The 15,831-nt window shown below is 62.9% G+C and carries 14 protein-coding genes; 4 read left to right on the top strand and 10 right to left on the bottom strand.

Translation table 11 applies throughout. The annotated features are described in order from the left end of the window. Positions 1 to 7: 7 nt before the first annotated feature. The 8 genes from tsaE to X733_RS140060 all read right to left on the bottom strand — a co-directional run bounded on the left by tsaE (position 8) and on the right by X733_RS140060 (position 9,902). Positions 8 to 1,519, bottom strand: coding sequence for a tRNA (adenosine(37)-N6)-threonylcarbamoyltransferase complex ATPase subunit type 1 TsaE (tsaE, locus tag X733_RS140025; protein ID WP_023819894.1), 1,512 nt, complete (start codon positions 1,517 to 1,519; stop codon positions 8 to 10). An 8-nt stretch (positions 1,520 to 1,527) separates the two neighbouring features. Continuing rightward, positions 1,528 to 4,092, bottom strand: a complete 2,565-nt coding sequence (locus tag X733_RS140030) for a PAS domain-containing sensor histidine kinase (protein WP_023819893.1) — start codon at positions 4,090 to 4,092, stop codon at positions 1,528 to 1,530. Between the two features lie 307 nt (positions 4,093 to 4,399). Further along, positions 4,400 to 5,800 (bottom strand): adenosylhomocysteinase, encoded by a 1,401-nt coding sequence (gene ahcY, locus X733_RS140035; protein WP_023819892.1) that lies wholly within the window; start codon positions 5,798 to 5,800, stop codon positions 4,400 to 4,402. A 206-nt stretch (positions 5,801 to 6,006) separates the two neighbouring features. Then, entirely contained in the window at positions 6,007 to 6,297 is a 291-nt protein-coding gene (locus X733_RS140040) for an HPr family phosphocarrier protein (protein WP_023672303.1), read from the bottom strand. Beyond that, a complete protein-coding gene (locus X733_RS140045) occupies positions 6,294 to 6,695 on the bottom strand; it encodes a PTS sugar transporter subunit IIA (RefSeq protein WP_023672304.1) in 402 nt (133 codons plus the stop codon). The genes X733_RS140040 and X733_RS140045 overlap by 4 nt, the downstream gene beginning before the upstream one ends. Positions 6,696 to 6,859: 164 nt before the next feature. Continuing rightward, on the bottom strand, positions 6,860 to 7,321 hold the full coding sequence (locus tag X733_RS140050; protein WP_023672306.1) for an HPr kinase: 462 nt from the start codon (positions 7,319 to 7,321) through the stop codon (positions 6,860 to 6,862). Positions 7,322 to 7,333: 12 nt separating this feature from the next. Next, positions 7,334 to 9,115, bottom strand: a complete 1,782-nt coding sequence (locus X733_RS140055) for a sensor histidine kinase (RefSeq protein ID WP_023819891.1) — start codon at positions 9,113 to 9,115, stop codon at positions 7,334 to 7,336. Between the two features lie 85 nt (positions 9,116 to 9,200). Further along, positions 9,201 to 9,902 (bottom strand): response regulator transcription factor, encoded by a 702-nt coding sequence (locus X733_RS140060; RefSeq protein ID WP_010912942.1) that lies wholly within the window; start codon positions 9,900 to 9,902, stop codon positions 9,201 to 9,203. Positions 9,903 to 10,248: 346 nt separating this feature from the next. Between X733_RS140060 and X733_RS140065 the strand changes: the two genes are divergently transcribed. The 4 genes from X733_RS140065 to X733_RS140080 all read left to right on the top strand — a co-directional run bounded on the left by X733_RS140065 (position 10,249) and on the right by X733_RS140080 (position 14,424). Beyond that, positions 10,249 to 11,859 carry a phosphoenolpyruvate carboxykinase gene (locus tag X733_RS140065; protein WP_023819890.1) on the top strand — a complete coding sequence of 537 codons (1,611 nt, stop codon included), beginning with the start codon at positions 10,249 to 10,251 and terminating at the stop codon, positions 11,857 to 11,859. 86 nt (positions 11,860 to 11,945) lie between these two features. Then, positions 11,946 to 12,380 carry an alternative ribosome rescue aminoacyl-tRNA hydrolase ArfB gene (gene arfB, locus X733_RS140070; protein WP_023672309.1) on the top strand — a complete coding sequence of 145 codons (435 nt, stop codon included), beginning with the start codon at positions 11,946 to 11,948 and terminating at the stop codon, positions 12,378 to 12,380. 153 nt (positions 12,381 to 12,533) lie between these two features. Then, the gene (locus tag X733_RS140075) at positions 12,534 to 13,163 is read left to right on the top strand and encodes an alpha-ketoglutarate-dependent dioxygenase AlkB (protein WP_023681406.1); all 630 of its coding nucleotides are present in this window, start codon (positions 12,534 to 12,536) and stop codon (positions 13,161 to 13,163) included. A 124-nt stretch (positions 13,164 to 13,287) separates the two neighbouring features. Continuing rightward, on the top strand, positions 13,288 to 14,424 hold the full coding sequence (locus X733_RS140080) for a phosphatase PAP2 family protein (RefSeq protein WP_023819889.1): 1,137 nt from the start codon (positions 13,288 to 13,290) through the stop codon (positions 14,422 to 14,424). Here X733_RS140080 and coaA read toward each other — a convergent pair. Beyond that, positions 14,411 to 15,370 (bottom strand): type I pantothenate kinase, encoded by a 960-nt coding sequence (gene coaA / locus X733_RS140085; protein ID WP_023672313.1) that lies wholly within the window; start codon positions 15,368 to 15,370, stop codon positions 14,411 to 14,413. The two genes, X733_RS140080 and coaA, sit on opposite strands and share 14 nt — an antisense overlap. A gap of 132 nt (positions 15,371 to 15,502) precedes the next feature. Continuing rightward, positions 15,503 to 15,826 (bottom strand): phosphoribosyl-ATP diphosphatase, encoded by a 324-nt coding sequence (locus tag X733_RS140090; RefSeq protein WP_023681408.1) that lies wholly within the window; start codon positions 15,824 to 15,826, stop codon positions 15,503 to 15,505. Positions 15,827 to 15,831: the final 5 nt, after the last annotated feature.

Below are 15,831 nucleotides of genomic sequence, written 5' to 3'. Positions count from 1 at the left end.
GTCAAGGTCACGGGAGCCGTTCCTCCAGCAGGCCATGTGCCATGTAAAACTCCTTCAGCTGAGCCAGCGCCGGGTGCGCCAGCGCCCGCCTGAGATAATCGCGGATGCGCGGCAGGTGTCGGAGATAATAGGGCTTGCCGTCGCGCTTTTCGAGCCGCACGAAAATGCCGAGGATCTTTGAATTGCGCTGCGCCGCCATGATGGCATAGGCCTCACGGAAAGCGAGCTCGTCGAAGCCGATGGCGGCGTGGCGCGCAGCGACATAGGCGTCCACGGTCCGCTGCTCGATATCGGGCGAAACGGTGACGCGGGCATCCATGGCCAGCGACGCAACGTCATAGGCCGCAGGACCCATCAGCGCGTCCTGGACGTCGACGATGCCGAGGCGGTCGTGGCCTTTGCGGTCACCGCGCCAGATGATGTTGGGCGAATGGAAGTCGCGCAGCATCAGCGTGTATTCCTGTGTGTCCAGCCGATCGAGAACCGCGTTCCATTCCCTGTGATAGCCGGCGCGTAAAGCCTCGCTTGCCGGGCTGCCGGTCACCATCGGCACATACCAATCGACCAAGAGATCGGCTTCGATCAGCATGGCGTCGCGATCGAACGGCGGCACCTCGTGGAAGACGCCCGGCACGGCCTCCATGCGCTGCGGCCAGGTCTTCCCATGCATCATGGCCAGCAATTCGGCCGCTGCCGCGTAGCGCTCGGCCACCGGCTCATCATTGCCGTCGAGAAAACCTTCCGAGCCCAGATGCTCCAGCAGCAGAAAGCCCCGTTCGAGATCCTCGGCATGGATTTTTGGGACACTGACACCTTGCGCCAGCAGCGCCTTGTCGATGGCGACGAAAGCGGTGACCGACTGCGCCGTGTGGGCGATCACGGCATAGGGCTTGCCGTCGCGCACCGGCGGCCCCAGCACCAGCCGCGGCGAATTCATCAGCACGCGCGGCGCAAGGCCGGCGAGCGAAACAATCTCGTAAGAGCGCGCCGAGGCGTCGCCGACGAAATGGCGCCGCGCGGCGTCGCCCCAACCGGCCGTTTTGAGGAAATCGCGCATCGCCAGCGATCGCGCCACGCGTTCGAAGGCAACGCCTTGGCCCGATAGTTTCGCCAATCGTCCTTCGTCCTGATGGACGAGTTCGATCCAGATCGACGTTCTCGGAAGAGCGGCCTCCGCCCGTTCCGGCCACTCGACAAGGGCAGCGCCCTGCAGCAGCGCCTCGTCGAAACCCAGCTCGTCCATCTCGCCGGCCGAGGACAGGCGATAGAGATCGAAATGGTGCACGGGGATGCGCGTGTCGTAGCTTTGCACCAAGGTGAAGGTAGGGCTCGGCACATCGAGGCCGGCATCATCGGCCAGCGCCCTGATCAGGGCCCGCGCCAGCGTCGACTTGCCGGCGCCGAGATCGCCCTTGAGCGCCAGCACGTCGCCCGGCCGCAGCGCCATGGCCAGGTCTTCGCCGAGCCTTGCGGTCGCAGCCTCGTCGGCGAGAAAACGCTCCAGCACAACAACAGTCATCGAGCGCGCTACTCGGCCGCGGCGCGGATGCCCGACGGTGCATCGGGGAAGGTGCAGATGACGGTGGTGCCCTTGTCCTTGCCGGTCTCGATGCGCACGCTGCCGCCGTGCAGCTCGACAAAGCTCTTGACGATCGACAGGCCTAAGCCCGCACCGCGCCGGCGCCCGCCATTGGTGCGCGGCTCGAAGCGGCGGAACACCGAATCGAGCAGGTCCGGCGGCATGCCGGGGCCGTTGTCATGGACGGAGAATTCCACACCTTGCTCCAAATGCCGGCAGGCAAGCGTGATCGTGCTCGCCTCCGGCGCGTAATTGGCGGCGTTGCTGAGCAGATTGTAGAGGATCTGGCGAACCCGGGTCTCGTCGCCGTGAAAACTCTTCGGCGCCGCAGCGGCGTCGATCCGGAGCTTGATCGAATGCTCTTGCAGCCGGTCGGCGACCAGTTCGGCCGCGGCCTCGATGGTGCGCTCGACGCTTACTTCCGAAATGTCGAGCTGCATGATACCGGCGTCGACGGTGGCGAGGTCGAGTATGTCGTTGACGATGGTGAGCAGCACCGAGGATGACGAGCCGACATGCTCGACATATTCGCGCTGCTTTGGGCTGAGCGGCCCGGTCGCCGGCAGCGACAGAAGCTCGGTGAAGCCGATGATGTTGGTCAGCGGCGAGCGCAGCTCGTAGGAGACATGCTGCACGAACTCGTTCTTCAGCTGGTCGGATTTCTGCAGCGCTTCGTTCTTGTCCTTCAGCGCGCGCTCGACATTGACGCTGTCGGTGACGTCCACAAAGGTCATCATCACCTGGCCGTTGGGCAGCGGGATGACGGCGTAGCTGAGCACTGTGCCGTTCTTCAGTTCGGTCTGGCCATGGCGGTCGCGGCGCTCGTCGTCGAAACCGGTGATGGCGGCGACGAACCCGCCCCACGGGCTGTCGACGGCGCGCTGGTCGCTGAGATCGCGGATCGCCGAGACATGGACGTTGGGCTTGATCACATCCTGGCTCAGTCCCCACAGCGCGACAAAGGCCGGGTTCGACAGGCGCAGCCGCCCGTCGGGACCGAACACGGCGACGCCTTCGGCCAGATTGTCGAGCGTTTCGCCCTGGACCCGCACCGCCGTCTGGTAGCGGCTTTCGAGGTCCATCTTCTCGGTCAGGTTCTCAAACACCCAGGTCACGCCGCCCTTCGGCTGGGGGTTGGCGACCACGCGGATGGTCTTGCCGTCGGGCAAATGCCACCAATGCTCTTGCGATTCCACCGCGCGGTAGGCGCCAAGCAGGCCTTCTTTCCAACGCCGCCATTCCGGCTGCTCGGCGATCTTGCCTTCGCTGCGCAGCCGGTCAAGCAGCAGCGCATTGTCGGGCGCGCTGTGCAGGAAGCCCGGGTCCAGCCCCCACAGTTTCTGGAACGCCTGGTTGAAGAAGCGCAACTTCTCGTTGGCATCGAAGATCGCCACCGCCGTGTTGAGCTGGTCGAGCGTGTCGGCATGGCTGCGCACCGTGCGCTCATATTCGCCGCGAATGGTTTCGGTGGCGCTGGTGTCGCAGGCAAGGCCGGCCGAGCCGTCGGCACCGGCGAAGTCGGTGACGGCGAACACGCGGCGGTCGCCCTCGATCACCGTCGACAGCGTTTGTTCGAAGATTGGGCGCGATTTGTGCTGCGCGGCGATCTGTTCGCGCGCTTGGGCGCCGAGGAATTCCTTGGCTTCGCGCACGGCGGTCTCGGCGTTCGGTGCCTCGACCGCTCCGGCATAGGCACGGTTGACCCATTTCAGCCGCCCGTCGGTGGCGCGCAGCCAGGCCGGCATCGGCAAGGCGTCGAGCAGGCCGATCATGGTCTCGTAGTCGGCGGCCAGACGCTGGTTCTCGATCTTCAGCCTGGCTTGGCTCCTCTGAGTTTCCGACAGCGAGACGAAGCGCACCAGCACATGCGCGGCGCTCTTGCGGCCATGCACTTCAAGCGGCGCCCCGGCCTGCGATTCGATCACGAGATCAAAGGGTTTCGCTTTCTCGCGCAGACCAGCGACGGCATTTTCGAGCGCCGCCGCCGAGCGCGGCATCAGCCAGCGGCCGAAGGCGAGGAAGGCTGCACGGTCGTCCGGCGCACCGCTTTCCAGCGGCAGTGTGCCGATGAGCTCCGGCTTCTTGTTCTCCGACGCCCAGACGATGACGCGCTGGTCACGCAGATTGAGCAGCGCCTCGGAGCGCTGCAGCGCCGCATTGATGTCGGCAATGCGGGCTCTGAGTTCGACATTCTGCGCCGAGGTGCGGGCTCTTTCGCGGATCAGGAAGATGGCCGAGACCAGTGCCGCGCCCATGACGCCGACGAACATGGCGAGCTGGATGACTTCGACCGCGCTGACCGACAGTCCGGCCTTCTGCGCAATGGCCGGCTCGGCATGGGCGGCAAACGAGGTGAGCGGGCCGGCAAGAGCTGAGGTGGCAAGAAAGCCGGCGGTGCGGGCGCCGACGCGCCTCTTCAGGCCACCGCCTATCGTGACGGAGCCAGTGCTATCGGAATCGTCATGGCCGCCGGAAACGGCCGATCCCGCGCGAGGCGGGTTTTCCCCCGGCATGTCTTGGTCCTCTTCGCCGCCTGAATGCAAGACCGCCCAGATCAGGATCACGTTGGTAGAAACGCCCTTCTGACCTAACTCTCTCTTGAAGAGCATGATCTTTCCGAAAACCGCTTCCCACTTTTCCCTGACGCGGTCCTTCGGTTCGAATCATGCTCTCGATGCGTACGCCGGCCCTCGTCCCCGGCCCACGAATCAGCACAATAGCGCGTGCTGGAATCGGCGTGAAGAATCATCCGCGCAAAAAAGAAGCCGGGCGAAAAGTCAATCGCCCGGCTTCAATATCTAGTGATAAACGCCGCTTCTGTTAATAGCGGTAGTGTTCCGGCTTGAACGGACCCTGCGGGGTTACGCCGATATAGGCGGCCTGTTCGCCGGACAGTTCGGTCAGGCGGGCTCCGAGCTTGTCGAGATGCAGACGCGCCACCTTCTCGTCGAGGTGCTTGGGCAGCACATAGACCTGGTTCTGGTACTGGCCGGGCTTGGTGTAGAGTTCGATCTGCGCCAGCACCTGATTGGTGAACGAGGCCGACATCACGAAGCTCGGATGACCGGTCGCGTTGCCGAGGTTGAGCAGGCGCCCCTCGGACAGCAGGATCATCCGCTTGCCGTCCGGGAAGGTTATCATGTCGACCTGCGGCTTGACGTTGGTCCATTGCAGGTTGCGCAGCGACGCGACCTGGATCTCATTGTCGAAGTGGCCGATATTGCCGACGATCACCATGTCCTTCATCGAGCGCATGTGGTCGAGGGTGACGACATCCTTGTTGCCGGTGGTGGTGATGACGATGTCGGCCGTCGGTGCGGCATCTTCCAGCGTGACGACTTCAAAGCCGTCCATCGCCGCCTGCAGCGCGCAGATCGGATCGACTTCGGTGACCTTGACGCGGGCGCCGGCGCCCTTGAGCGAAGCCGACGAGCCCTTGCCGACGTCGCCATAGCCGCAGACGACCGCAACCTTGCCGGCCATCATGGTGTCGGTGCCGCGGCGGATGCCGTCGACCAGCGATTCCTTGCAGCCATATTTGTTGTCGAACTTCGACTTGGTGACCGAGTCGTTGACGTTGATCGCCGGGAAGGGCAGCAGGCCCTTCTTCTGCAGCTGGTAGAGTCGGTTGACACCCGTGGTCGTCTCTTCGGTGACGCCGCGGATGGCTTCCTTCTGCTTGGTGAAGAACCCGGGCGAAGCCTTCAGCCGCTTCTTGACCTGGGCGTAGAAGTATTCCTCTTCCTCGCTCTGCGGGTTGGACAGCACGTCCTCGCCGGCCTCGGCGCGGGCGCCGATGAGAATGTACATGGTGGCGTCGCCGCCATCGTCGAGGATCATGTTGGAGAGGCCGCCATCGGCCCACTGGAAGATCCTGTCGGTGTACTCCCAATACTCCTCGAGCGACTCGCCCTTCACGGCGAACACCGGGATGCCGGCCTCGGCGATGGCCGCGGCCGCATGGTCCTGGGTCGAGAAGATGTTGCACGATGCCCAACGGATATCGGCGCCAAGCGCCTTCAGCGTCTCGATCAGCACCGCGGTCTGGATGGTCATGTGCAGCGATCCGGTGATGCGCGCACCTTTCAACGGCTTCTTGTCGCCGAATTCCTCGCGGCAGGCCATAAGGCCCGGCATTTCGGTTTCGGCGATATCGAGTTCCTTGCGGCCCCAGCCGGCAAGCGAGATGTCGGCGACCACATAGTCCTTGCTACCTGTCATGGCAGTGCTCCGGTGTGATTTGTCTTCAGAATGCGCCTGCGCCACACGGCGCGTCGAAGGGCGCGGAATGCCGGCCTGACTAGCAGATCGCCGCCAAGACGACAATGGGATATAAAGAAATCTTTATGCGCGTATGTGTTTACGGGGATGCATGCCGCCCAAAAGTATCCCGCGGTTTTGGGACAACGGCGTCCAAAGCAAAAACTTCAGCACTCTTCGCCGAAGCGCGAGGCGACCAGCTGCTCCAGCGCGTCCATCGCCGCTGCGGCTTCAGCGCCGCTGGCGGTGACGCGGATCGAATAACCGGGGCTCGCCGCCAGCATCATCAGCCCCATGATCGAGGTGCCGCCGACCTTGAGACCATCCTTCTCGACATGGACGGTGGCGTCGAAGCCGCTGGCGACCTGGACGAACTTCGCCGAGGCGCGCGCATGCAGGCCGCGCTGGTTGACGATCGGGAACTCGCGCACGATCTCACCGGGCGACAGCGCGTTCATTTGCTGCTCAGCAGCTGACTTGCGACGTTGATGTATTTGCGCCCCGCGGCCTGCGCCTCGTCGAGCGCGGTCGCCATGTTGTCGCCCTTGCGGATCGATGACAGCTTGATCAGCATCGGCAGGTTCATGCCGGCGATGACCTCGGTGCGACCGGATTCCATCACCGAAATGGCGAGGTTGGAAGGCGTGCCGCCGAACATATCGGTCAGAACGATGACCCCGGTCCCGGTGTCGACGCGGCCGACGGCGTCGACGATATCGCGCCTACGCTGCTCCATATCGTCATCGGCGCCGATTGCCACGGTTTCGAAATTGTCTTGTGGCCCCACGACATGTTCCACGGCATGGCGGAACTCGGCGGCCAGTTGACCGTGCGTTACAAGCACGAGTCCGATCATTCTATGGTGGCTCCCGTCATCGCCGCTTCACAGGCGCTTTTTATGCTCGCCGGCCATCCCAGGCGGCGGGAGCGCTATCTTGTCGACGCGCGGCGCGTTGACAAGCCCAAAATTGCGTCGGCCATGGCCAATTTGACGCATTGCAGCAAAAAACCGGCGGCGGATCATACGAAAGGCGCAATCGCCAGCCGCGCCATTACCGCCGGCAAAGCCGCAGTGACGTTGCGCTGAACGAGGTCGATGCGCGGCACCACACAGCCGGCAATGGTCGCGCTCGACTCTTCCTGGAAACGCTCCACAGCGTTAGCGGCAACCAGCTGGATCGTAAGGTCGATGACTCCCACAGGTTGGAACAAAAGCGGCTTCGGACCAAGTCCAGGCACCTCTGCGAGGCCGGCAATGCTGGCGGGCGCATGGCAGACCAGCCGCCCGAAACGCGCCGCGACAAACAGCTGGTCGTCGCCGATCAGCCGCGCAAACAGCCCGAGCCGGCTGAAATGGTCGATGAGCGCCAGCGCCAGCGTTGTCTTGCCCGAGCCGGACGGCCCGGTGATCAGGACGCCCCGCTCGCCAATCAGGACTGCGGTGGCATGGATGTTCTCGGGTTCCGCGGTGGGATCGGGCATGCGCAGCCGCGATCAGCCTTCGGCCGGCAGCGTAACGACGAAGCGCGCGCCCTTGATGTCGCCGGGCTTGGTGCCGGGGATGTTCTCGGCGGTCAGCGTGCCGCCATGGGCTTCGACGATCTGCCTGGATATCGACAGGCCAAGCCCCGAATTCTGGCCGAACGCCTCGCCCGCCGGGCGGTCGGTGTAGAAGCGCTCGAAGATGCGGTCGATGGCGTCGGCGCGGATTCCGGGGCCGTTGTCGTCGACGGTGACGATGTTGACCTTGCCCGAGCGTGCCAGGGAAATGGCGATATGGCCGTGGTCCTCCGGCACGAAGGAGCGGGCATTCTCGATCAGATTGGTGATGACCTGGCCGATCCTCAGATCATGGCCGGTGACGAAATAGCCTTTGACGCCTTGCGGCAGCTTGGCGGCCTTGAATTCGATCTCGACAGCCTTTTTGTTGCGCGTCGCTTCGCGCGACACGGCGACGAGATCGGTGATGAATTTCTTCAAATCGACCGTGGCGGCATCCTCACGCGCCAGTTCGGCGTCTAGGCGCGAGGCATCGGAAATGTCGGTGATCAGCCGGTCGAGACGCCGGACATCGTGCTGGATGATCTCCATCAGCCTGCCGCGTGAATTGTCGTTCTTGGCAAGCGGCAAGGTCTCCACCGCGCTGCGCAGCGAGGTCAGCGGGTTCTTCAACTCGTGCGAGACATCGGCGGCGAAGCTTTCGATCGCCTCGATGCGGGCATAGAGCGCATTGGTCATGTCGCGCACCGCGACCGACAAATTGCCGATCTCGTCCTGGCGATCGGAGAAATCGGGGATCTCCTCGCGGCTCTTGACGCCGCGCCGCACCCGCACTGCCGCCGCCGACAGCCGGCGCAGCGGATTGGCGATGGTGGATGCGAGCAGCATCGACAGGATGGCGGTCACCAGGGCGGCGATGCCGAACACGCGCAAAATAGCCTTGCGCTCGGCGGCGACGATCTTGTCGATGTCGCCGCCTTCCGTCGACAGCATCAGCACGCCGAGAACGGCGCGGAAGCGCTGGATCGGCACCGCCACTGAAACGATCTGCTCGCCCTGTTCGCTCACCCGCACGATCGTCGATGGACTGCCGGTCAGCGCCTTGACCACTTCCGGGAAGGCCGCACCGTTGCCGCCGGGCTGCTCGTGGTAGACGGGCAGGTCCTTGTTGCGGAAGAAGTCGAAGACGAATTTCTGCACGCGCTCCAGCATATCCGGCTGCTCGTCCTCGACCGGCGGCAGGTCGTAGCGCAGGATCTGGCCGCGCGAATAGAGATGGCGCGAATCGAGCAGCAGATTGGCGTCGCGGTCATAGATGCGGGCCCGTGTGCGCGTCGGCGAAATCAGCCGCCGCAGCACCGGCGCGACGCGCTCGGGGTTGATCGGGAAATCCAGATTCTCAAGCTGGTCTGAGCCCGGCCCCAGGCTTTCACCGGCCTGCAGTTCGAGCAGTTTTTCCGGATCGATGCTGATCGAATCGGTCTCGACCGTTGCCGACGCGGCAATGGCGCCGGCGATGATCTCGCCCTGCGTCATCAGGCTTTCGACGCGGGCGTCGATCAGCCCGTCGCGGAAGGTGTTGAGATAGAGGATGCCGGTGACCAGCACGGCGAGGCCGGCCAGGTTGAGGAACAGGATGCGCCGGGTCAGGCTGGAAAAGATGTGGTGGCCGAGGAAGCGGCGCATCGGCACCGTCAACCTCGACAGGAATGCGGGTAGAATCCGCGGCCGCCTGACAGCGCTCGGTCGTCTGCTCCGCTGTACATCCACTGCCATCGAATAGCAGCTCCCGCCTAGTCTTTGGTTTTATGCATGTCGTCGTCCCAAAAACCACGACCACTTTTGGGCGACATGCATCAACTCAAGCTTCGCGGAACCGGTATCCGACTCCGTAAAGGGTTTCGATCATTTCGAAGTCGTCATCGACGGCCTTGAACTTCTTGCGCAGCCGCTTGATGTGGCTGTCGATGGTGCGGTCGTCGACATAGACCTGCTCATCATAGGCCGAATCCATCAGCGCATCACGGCTTTTTACCACGCCGGGGCGCTGCGCCAACGAGTGCAGGATGAGAAATTCGGTGACCGTCAGCGTCACCGGCTCGCCCTTCCAGGTGCAGGTATGGCGTTCCTGGTCCATGACGAGCTGGCCGCGTTCGAGCGAACGGGCCTGCTGGCTGGGCGCCTTTGCCGCAGCTTCGCGGGCGCTGGCGCGGCGCAGCACGGCGCGCACCCGCTCGACCAGCAGGCGCTGCGAGAACGGTTTGCGGATGAAATCGTCGGCGCCCATCTTGAGGCCGAAAAGCTCATCGATCTCATCGTCCTTCGAGGTCAGGAAGATCACCGGCAGGTCCGACTTCTGCCGCATCCGGCGCAACAGCTCCATGCCGTCCATGCGCGGCATCTTGATGTCGAGGATGGCGAGATTCGGCGGCCGCGCCGCCAGGCCTTCAAGCGCCGACGCACCATCCGTGTAGGTCTCGACGCGATACCCCTCGGACTCGAGGGCGATCGACACCGATGTCAGAATGTTGCGGTCGTCATCGACAAGCGCGATTGTTGCCATTTCAAGCGGCTCCCTCATGAGCTGTCCCTTCTGTCTTAGAGAAGGGGCTTTTGCAGGACAAATTAGGTACAAAATGTGGCACAGGCTCCACCCGCTGTGGCGGACGGCTTGCCGGCGGCCCCATCGGAACCTCTACACGGGTTGGACGAACACTGTGTGCCAATCCTTTGGGCAACCACCGTGATTTTTTGCACATATAAACGATTTAAACAACTTTTAAAATTTTTAAATCGATTAATGATTTGATATCGTTCGAGTTTTCTGGTTCTCACCGTCTCAGCCCCTAACGCGGGCTCGCCGGAAACGCGCCGGCAAAGTGCGGCGAATCCAGAAGAAGGGACCCTTGATGTCGGAAGTCGGCAAACGCAATTCTGCTTGCGCGATCGATCGTATCGGCCTGAAAACCACCGGCAGGGTGCATTATAATTTTGGTGCGGCCGCCCTTTATGAGGCAGCGATCCGTCGTGGCGAGGCCCGGTTGACCGCCGGCGGCGCGCTGCTTGCCGAGACCGGCCAGCACACTGGCCGCTCGCCCAAGGACAAGTTTGTCGTCCGCGATGGCGCCACCGAGCCCCATGTCTGGTGGGACAACAACAAGGCGATTTCGGCGGGCCAGTTCGAAATGCTGCTCGCCGATTTCCTTGTCCACGCCGCGAATAGCGATCTCTATGTGCAGGACCTCGTCGGCGGCGCCGATGCCGAGCTGAAGCTGCCGACGCGGGTCATCACCGAATTCGCCTGGCACTCGCTGTTCATCCGCAATCTTTTGATCCGCCCGCAGGCCGCCGAGCTCGAGGATTTCGTGCCGGAGATGACGATCATCGACCTGCCGTCCTTCCGCGCCGATCCGGCCCGCCACGGCAGCCGCACCGAAACGGTGATTGCGGTCGATCTCACCCGCAAGATCGTGCTGATCGGCGGCACTTCCTATGCCGGCGAGATGAAGAAATCGGTGTTCACCATGCTCAACTATCTGCTGCCGGAAAAGGGCGTCATGCCGATGCACTGCTCGGCCAATGAGGGCCCGGGCGGCGACGCAGCGATCTTCTTCGGGCTTTCCGGGACGGGCAAGACGACGCTGTCGGCCGATCCGTCACGTACGCTCATCGGCGACGACGAGCACGGCTGGGGACCGCACGGCATCTTCAACTTCGAAGGCGGCTGCTACGCCAAGACGATCCGGCTGTCGGCCGAGGCCGAGCCGGAGATTTTCGCCACCACGCAGCGTTTCGGCACGGTGCTGGAAAATGTTGTGCTCAACGCCGACCGCGTGCCGGACTTCAACGACGGCCGGCTCACCGAAAACACGCGCTGCGCCTATCCGCTGGATTTCATCCCCAATGCCTCGAAGAGCGGACGGGCCAGCCACCCGAAAAACATCATCATGCTGACCGCCGATGCCTTCGGCATCATGCCGCCGATCGCACGGCTGACCCCGGCGCAGGCGATGTACCACTTCCTCTCCGGCTACACCGCCAAGGTGGCCGGCACCGAGAAGGGCGTTACCGAGCCGGAAGCGACGTTCTCGACCTGCTTCGGCGCCCCGTTCATGCCGCGCCACCCCAAGGAATACGGCAATCTGCTGCGCGAGCTGATCGCCCGCCACGGCGCCGATTGCTGGCTGGTCAACACCGGCTGGACCGGCGGCGCCTACGGCACCGGCAAGCGCATGCCGATCAAGGCGACGCGCGCCTTGCTGGCCGCAGCGCTTGACGGTTCGCTGAAGGCGTCCGGTTTCCGCACCGACGCCAATTTCGGCTTCGAGGTGCCGGTTGCTGTGCCTGGCGTCGACAGCGCCATTCTCGACCCGCGTTCGACCTGGGCCGACAAGGCAGCCTATGACCGGCAGGCAGCGCGATTGGTCGGCATGTTCGCCGTCAACTTCGAGAAATTCGAGAGCCATGTCGATGCCGTCGTGCTCGGCGCAGCACCCCGCCTGCAGGAAGCTGCGGAATAGTCGAGGCGTCTTCACCGAAGCATCCTTGAAAGGCGCGGTCTCGATCGGGCCTTTTCTTTTTTGGTCCGCCGCGCCATGACTGCGGCATGCCGATCGACGACATCATCATATCAGACGAAGCCGTAATCCATCCGGGCGACCTGCACGAGGATTTCATCCGTTCGTCGGGTCCCGGCGGCCAGAACGTCAACAAGGTGGCGACCGCGGTCCAGTTGCGCTTCGACGCCGCCAATGCGGCTGGCCTGTCCGAACGCGTGCGCGCGCGCACGATCAAGCTCGCCGGCCAGCGCGCCACTAAGGACGGCGTCATCGTCATCGAGGCCGGCCGCTTCCGCACCCAGGAGCAGAACCGGGCCGATGCCCGGGCAAGGCTGACGGCGCTGGTCGCCAAGGCCGCGGAACCGCCGCCGCCGCCGCGCAAGAAGACCAGGCCGTCGAAAGGCTCGGTAGAGCGGCGGCTGCAAAGCAAGGCAGGGCGCGGCACGATCAAAAAGCTGCGCGGCCGGGTAGAGAACGACTAAGGACCGCGCCGACTGCGTGCATAAAGCGGCCTCCCCTGCCGCAGCCGCAAGGTTTCACCATTGCCACAGCAAGGGAGGCCGACAACGGTGGCTTTCGGGTCGCCGTTTCTGATTGGCGGTGGCATGGTTTCAGTATCAACCGGAGGCGAAGTCATGCTCGTTCTGCCCAAAGGCGTCCGCCACATGCCTGGTTATCTGTCCCGCGCGGCGCAGGAAGCGCTGGTCGAAGAGGTGAGGACCATAGTACAGCGGGCGCCGCTGTACGTGCCGGCGATGCCGCGGACCGGCAAGGAGATGAGCGTGCGCATGACCAATTGCGGCACGCTGGGCTGGGTCACCGACAAGGAGCTGGGCTATCGCTACCAGCCAACGCACCCACTCACCGGAGAGCCATGGCCGCCGATCCCGGACGCGCTGCTGCAATTGTGGCGGGAGGTCGCCGCCTATCCGAATCCGCCGGAGGCCTGCCTGGTCAATTTCTATACGCAGGACGCCAAAATGGGTCTGCACCAGGATCGCGACGAAGCCGATTTCTCGGCCCCAGTGGTCTCGGTGTCACTTGGCGACGATTGCCTGTTCCGGGTCGGCCAAGTGACGGGCAGGGGGGCCACACGCGACGGCGGTACCAAATCGTTCCGCCTGAAAAGCGGCGACGTCGTCGTGCTCGGCGGCGAAGGCCGGCTCTGCTTCCACGGCGTCGACCGAATCTATCCGTCGACCTCGGCGCTGCTGAAAAATGGCGGCAGGATCAATCTGACGCTGCGGCGGGTGACCTTGCCTTGAAGAGGTGAGAGTGCATTCTTGCACTTACTGAACCACTGACCTTGCGAATGAAAAGTCCCTAACGGAATTTAAGGTTTCGGCCGCTAGTCTGCGCCAAAACGTCATCATTCCCGGTGTGGATACCATGCTCGAAATCGAATCCGAAGTGATTTGGCGCTACATTCGAAATGCCGCATGGCGCACGGTTTCGATCGCCCGCTCGGATGCATCGCTCTACCTGTTCATTGGCATCTACACTGCAACGGGGCTGGGGTTTCTGGCTTGGGTCGGCGCGCTCCATCGCACCGCATACCAGACCTACGTGCCGATATGGCTTATGGTTTTCGGTTTCGTGCTGCCGGCGGTATCGCTTCTCCTGGAAACCGGCTGGCTTTTGCATCGATTTGAGCGTCGGCGGAAATTTGCTGCGGGCAAGATGTTCTCAGCCGAGCGGATGGCGGTTCTCTTTTCCGGCATATGTCTGTTGATGGGCATCATGATTTTCCAAAGCACCTTCACCTCGGTCAAGAACGGCATGTCCGTCCTGTGGCAAGGTTTCCCCTATGATCGCGCCTTGGCGGATATCGATGCCTATCTGCATTTCGGCACTGATCCGTGGCGATGGCTCTACGTTATCGGCAAGCATGACTGGGTACGGGAATCCGTCGGATGGAACTACGACATGCTGTGGTTCATCATTTGCTACAGCATGCTGTTTTTCATGGTCACGTCACCACGCACCACGCATCTGAAGAGACGCTATGTGCTGTCCTTCATGGTGGTGTGGGTGGTCGTCGGAAACATCCTGGCCGGGCTGTTCATGTCGGCCGGACCGGCGTTCTACGGCTATGTCACCGGCGATGTGCCACGCTTCGGTGAACAGCTTTCGTTTCTTGCGCAAAGCCCGTCGCCGAGTTCCGCCGCCGTGTACCAGCAGTATCTGTGGACGCTCCAGACCGAGGGTGTGACTGGACTCGCGTCGGGAATATCGGCATTTCCAAGCGTTCATGTCGCCTTGATCACCCTGAATGCGGTGTATACCTGGGAGTACGACCAGCGGTTGGGCGCCATCGCATTTCTGTATGTCGCCTTCATAGTCGCGAGTTCGGTCTATCTTGGTTGGCACTATGCGATCGATGGTTATGCGGCGGTCGCGCTCACGATCGCCCTATGTGCGGCCGTCCGCAAGCTGGTACCCGACGGCGAAATCCTGATGCCAGGCCCGGCCCGGCAATCGGCGGCTGGCGGCAGCCGCTCGGAGGCGGCCGTCACAGTTTCCTGAGCGCCACTTCCTCGACCAGATGATTGGCGCCCTTGCGCAGGATGAGGTCGGCCCGCGCCCGTGTCGGCACGATGTTCTCGCGCAGGTTTTTCAGGTTGATGTTGGCCCACAAGCCTTCCGCAATGGCGCGCGCGGCGTCTTCCGAAAGTTGCGAATAGCGGTGGAAGAAGGAGTCCGGATTGCGGAACGCCGTCTCGCGCAGGCGCATGAAGCGGGCGATGTACCATTGGTGGATCAGCTTCTCGTCGGCATCTATATAAATGGCGAAATCGAAGAAATCCGACAGGAACGGCACGATCTTGCCGTCCTTCGGCAATTTGCCGGGTTGCAGAACGTTGATGCCTTCGAAGATCAGAATGTCGGGCCGGTCGATGGTGACGAACTCGCCGGGAATGACGTCATAGGTCAAATGCGAATAGACGGGCGCGCGGACATTGCGCTGCGCCGACTTGATGCCCGAGAGGAAACGCAGCAGCGCACCGACATCGTAGCTGTCGGGAAAGCCCTTGCGCTCCATCAGATTGTCGCGTCGCAACACCTTGTTGGGCAGCAGGAACCCGTCGGTGGTGATGAGATCGACCTTGGGGCTCGACGGCCAGCGCGCCAGAAGCTCCTTCAGCACGCGCGCCGTGGTCGATTTGCCGACCGCAACCGAACCGGCAATGCCGATGATGAACGGTGTCTTGACCACATCCAGCGCGTTGAAGAAGGCCTGGCGCTGGCGAAACAGCAGCTGGCTGGCCTCGACATGCGCCGAAAGCAGCCGCGAGAGCGACAGATAGATGCGCTTGACTTCTTCCAGGTCGACCGGATCGTTCAACGAGCGCAGACGGTTGATCTCGTCTTCGCCCAGCGTCATCGGCGTGTCGGCGCGGAAGTTCGACCATTGCTCGGCCGAGAAGAAACGATAGGGGGAATATTTCTCGGTCGGAGCGAGCTGGTCCATCGAGTTTCCTGCCCTCTAGAGCATGAGGCCGAAAAGTGTGAAGCGGTTTTCGAGCGACATCATGCTCCCTCTATCAATTGAGAGACGGATTCAGATTTAAGGCCTCGGCCCGAAATCATCCGGCTCTAGCGGTCAGCCTTTCGGCCGGGATGCCTTTTCAGTGACGCCCGAACGGCCGGTGCGGCCCTCAAGCTCCTTCAGCACCTCGCCCAGCGAAACGCCGGCCATGCCAAGCACGACGAGCCAATGATATATGAGATCGGCACTTTCGGAAACGAGGGCTTTCTCGTCGCCCTTGACGGCGGCAATGACGGTCTCGACTGCCTCTTCACCAAGCTTCTGCGCCGCCTTGTCGATGCCTTTGGCGAACAGTTTTGCCGTCCACGAGTCCGGGTCCCCGGAACGGGCGCGTTCGCCAATGATCGTTTCCAGATCGGACAGCGAAAATTCAGCCATGGCGC

It is taken from the genome of Mesorhizobium sp. L2C066B000, from assembly GCF_000502335.1.
GTDB lineage: Bacteria > Pseudomonadota > Alphaproteobacteria > Rhizobiales > Rhizobiaceae > Mesorhizobium.
The sequence above is the reverse complement of the archived record's forward strand: the minus strand, read 5'-3'. Positions and strand labels throughout refer to the sequence as shown.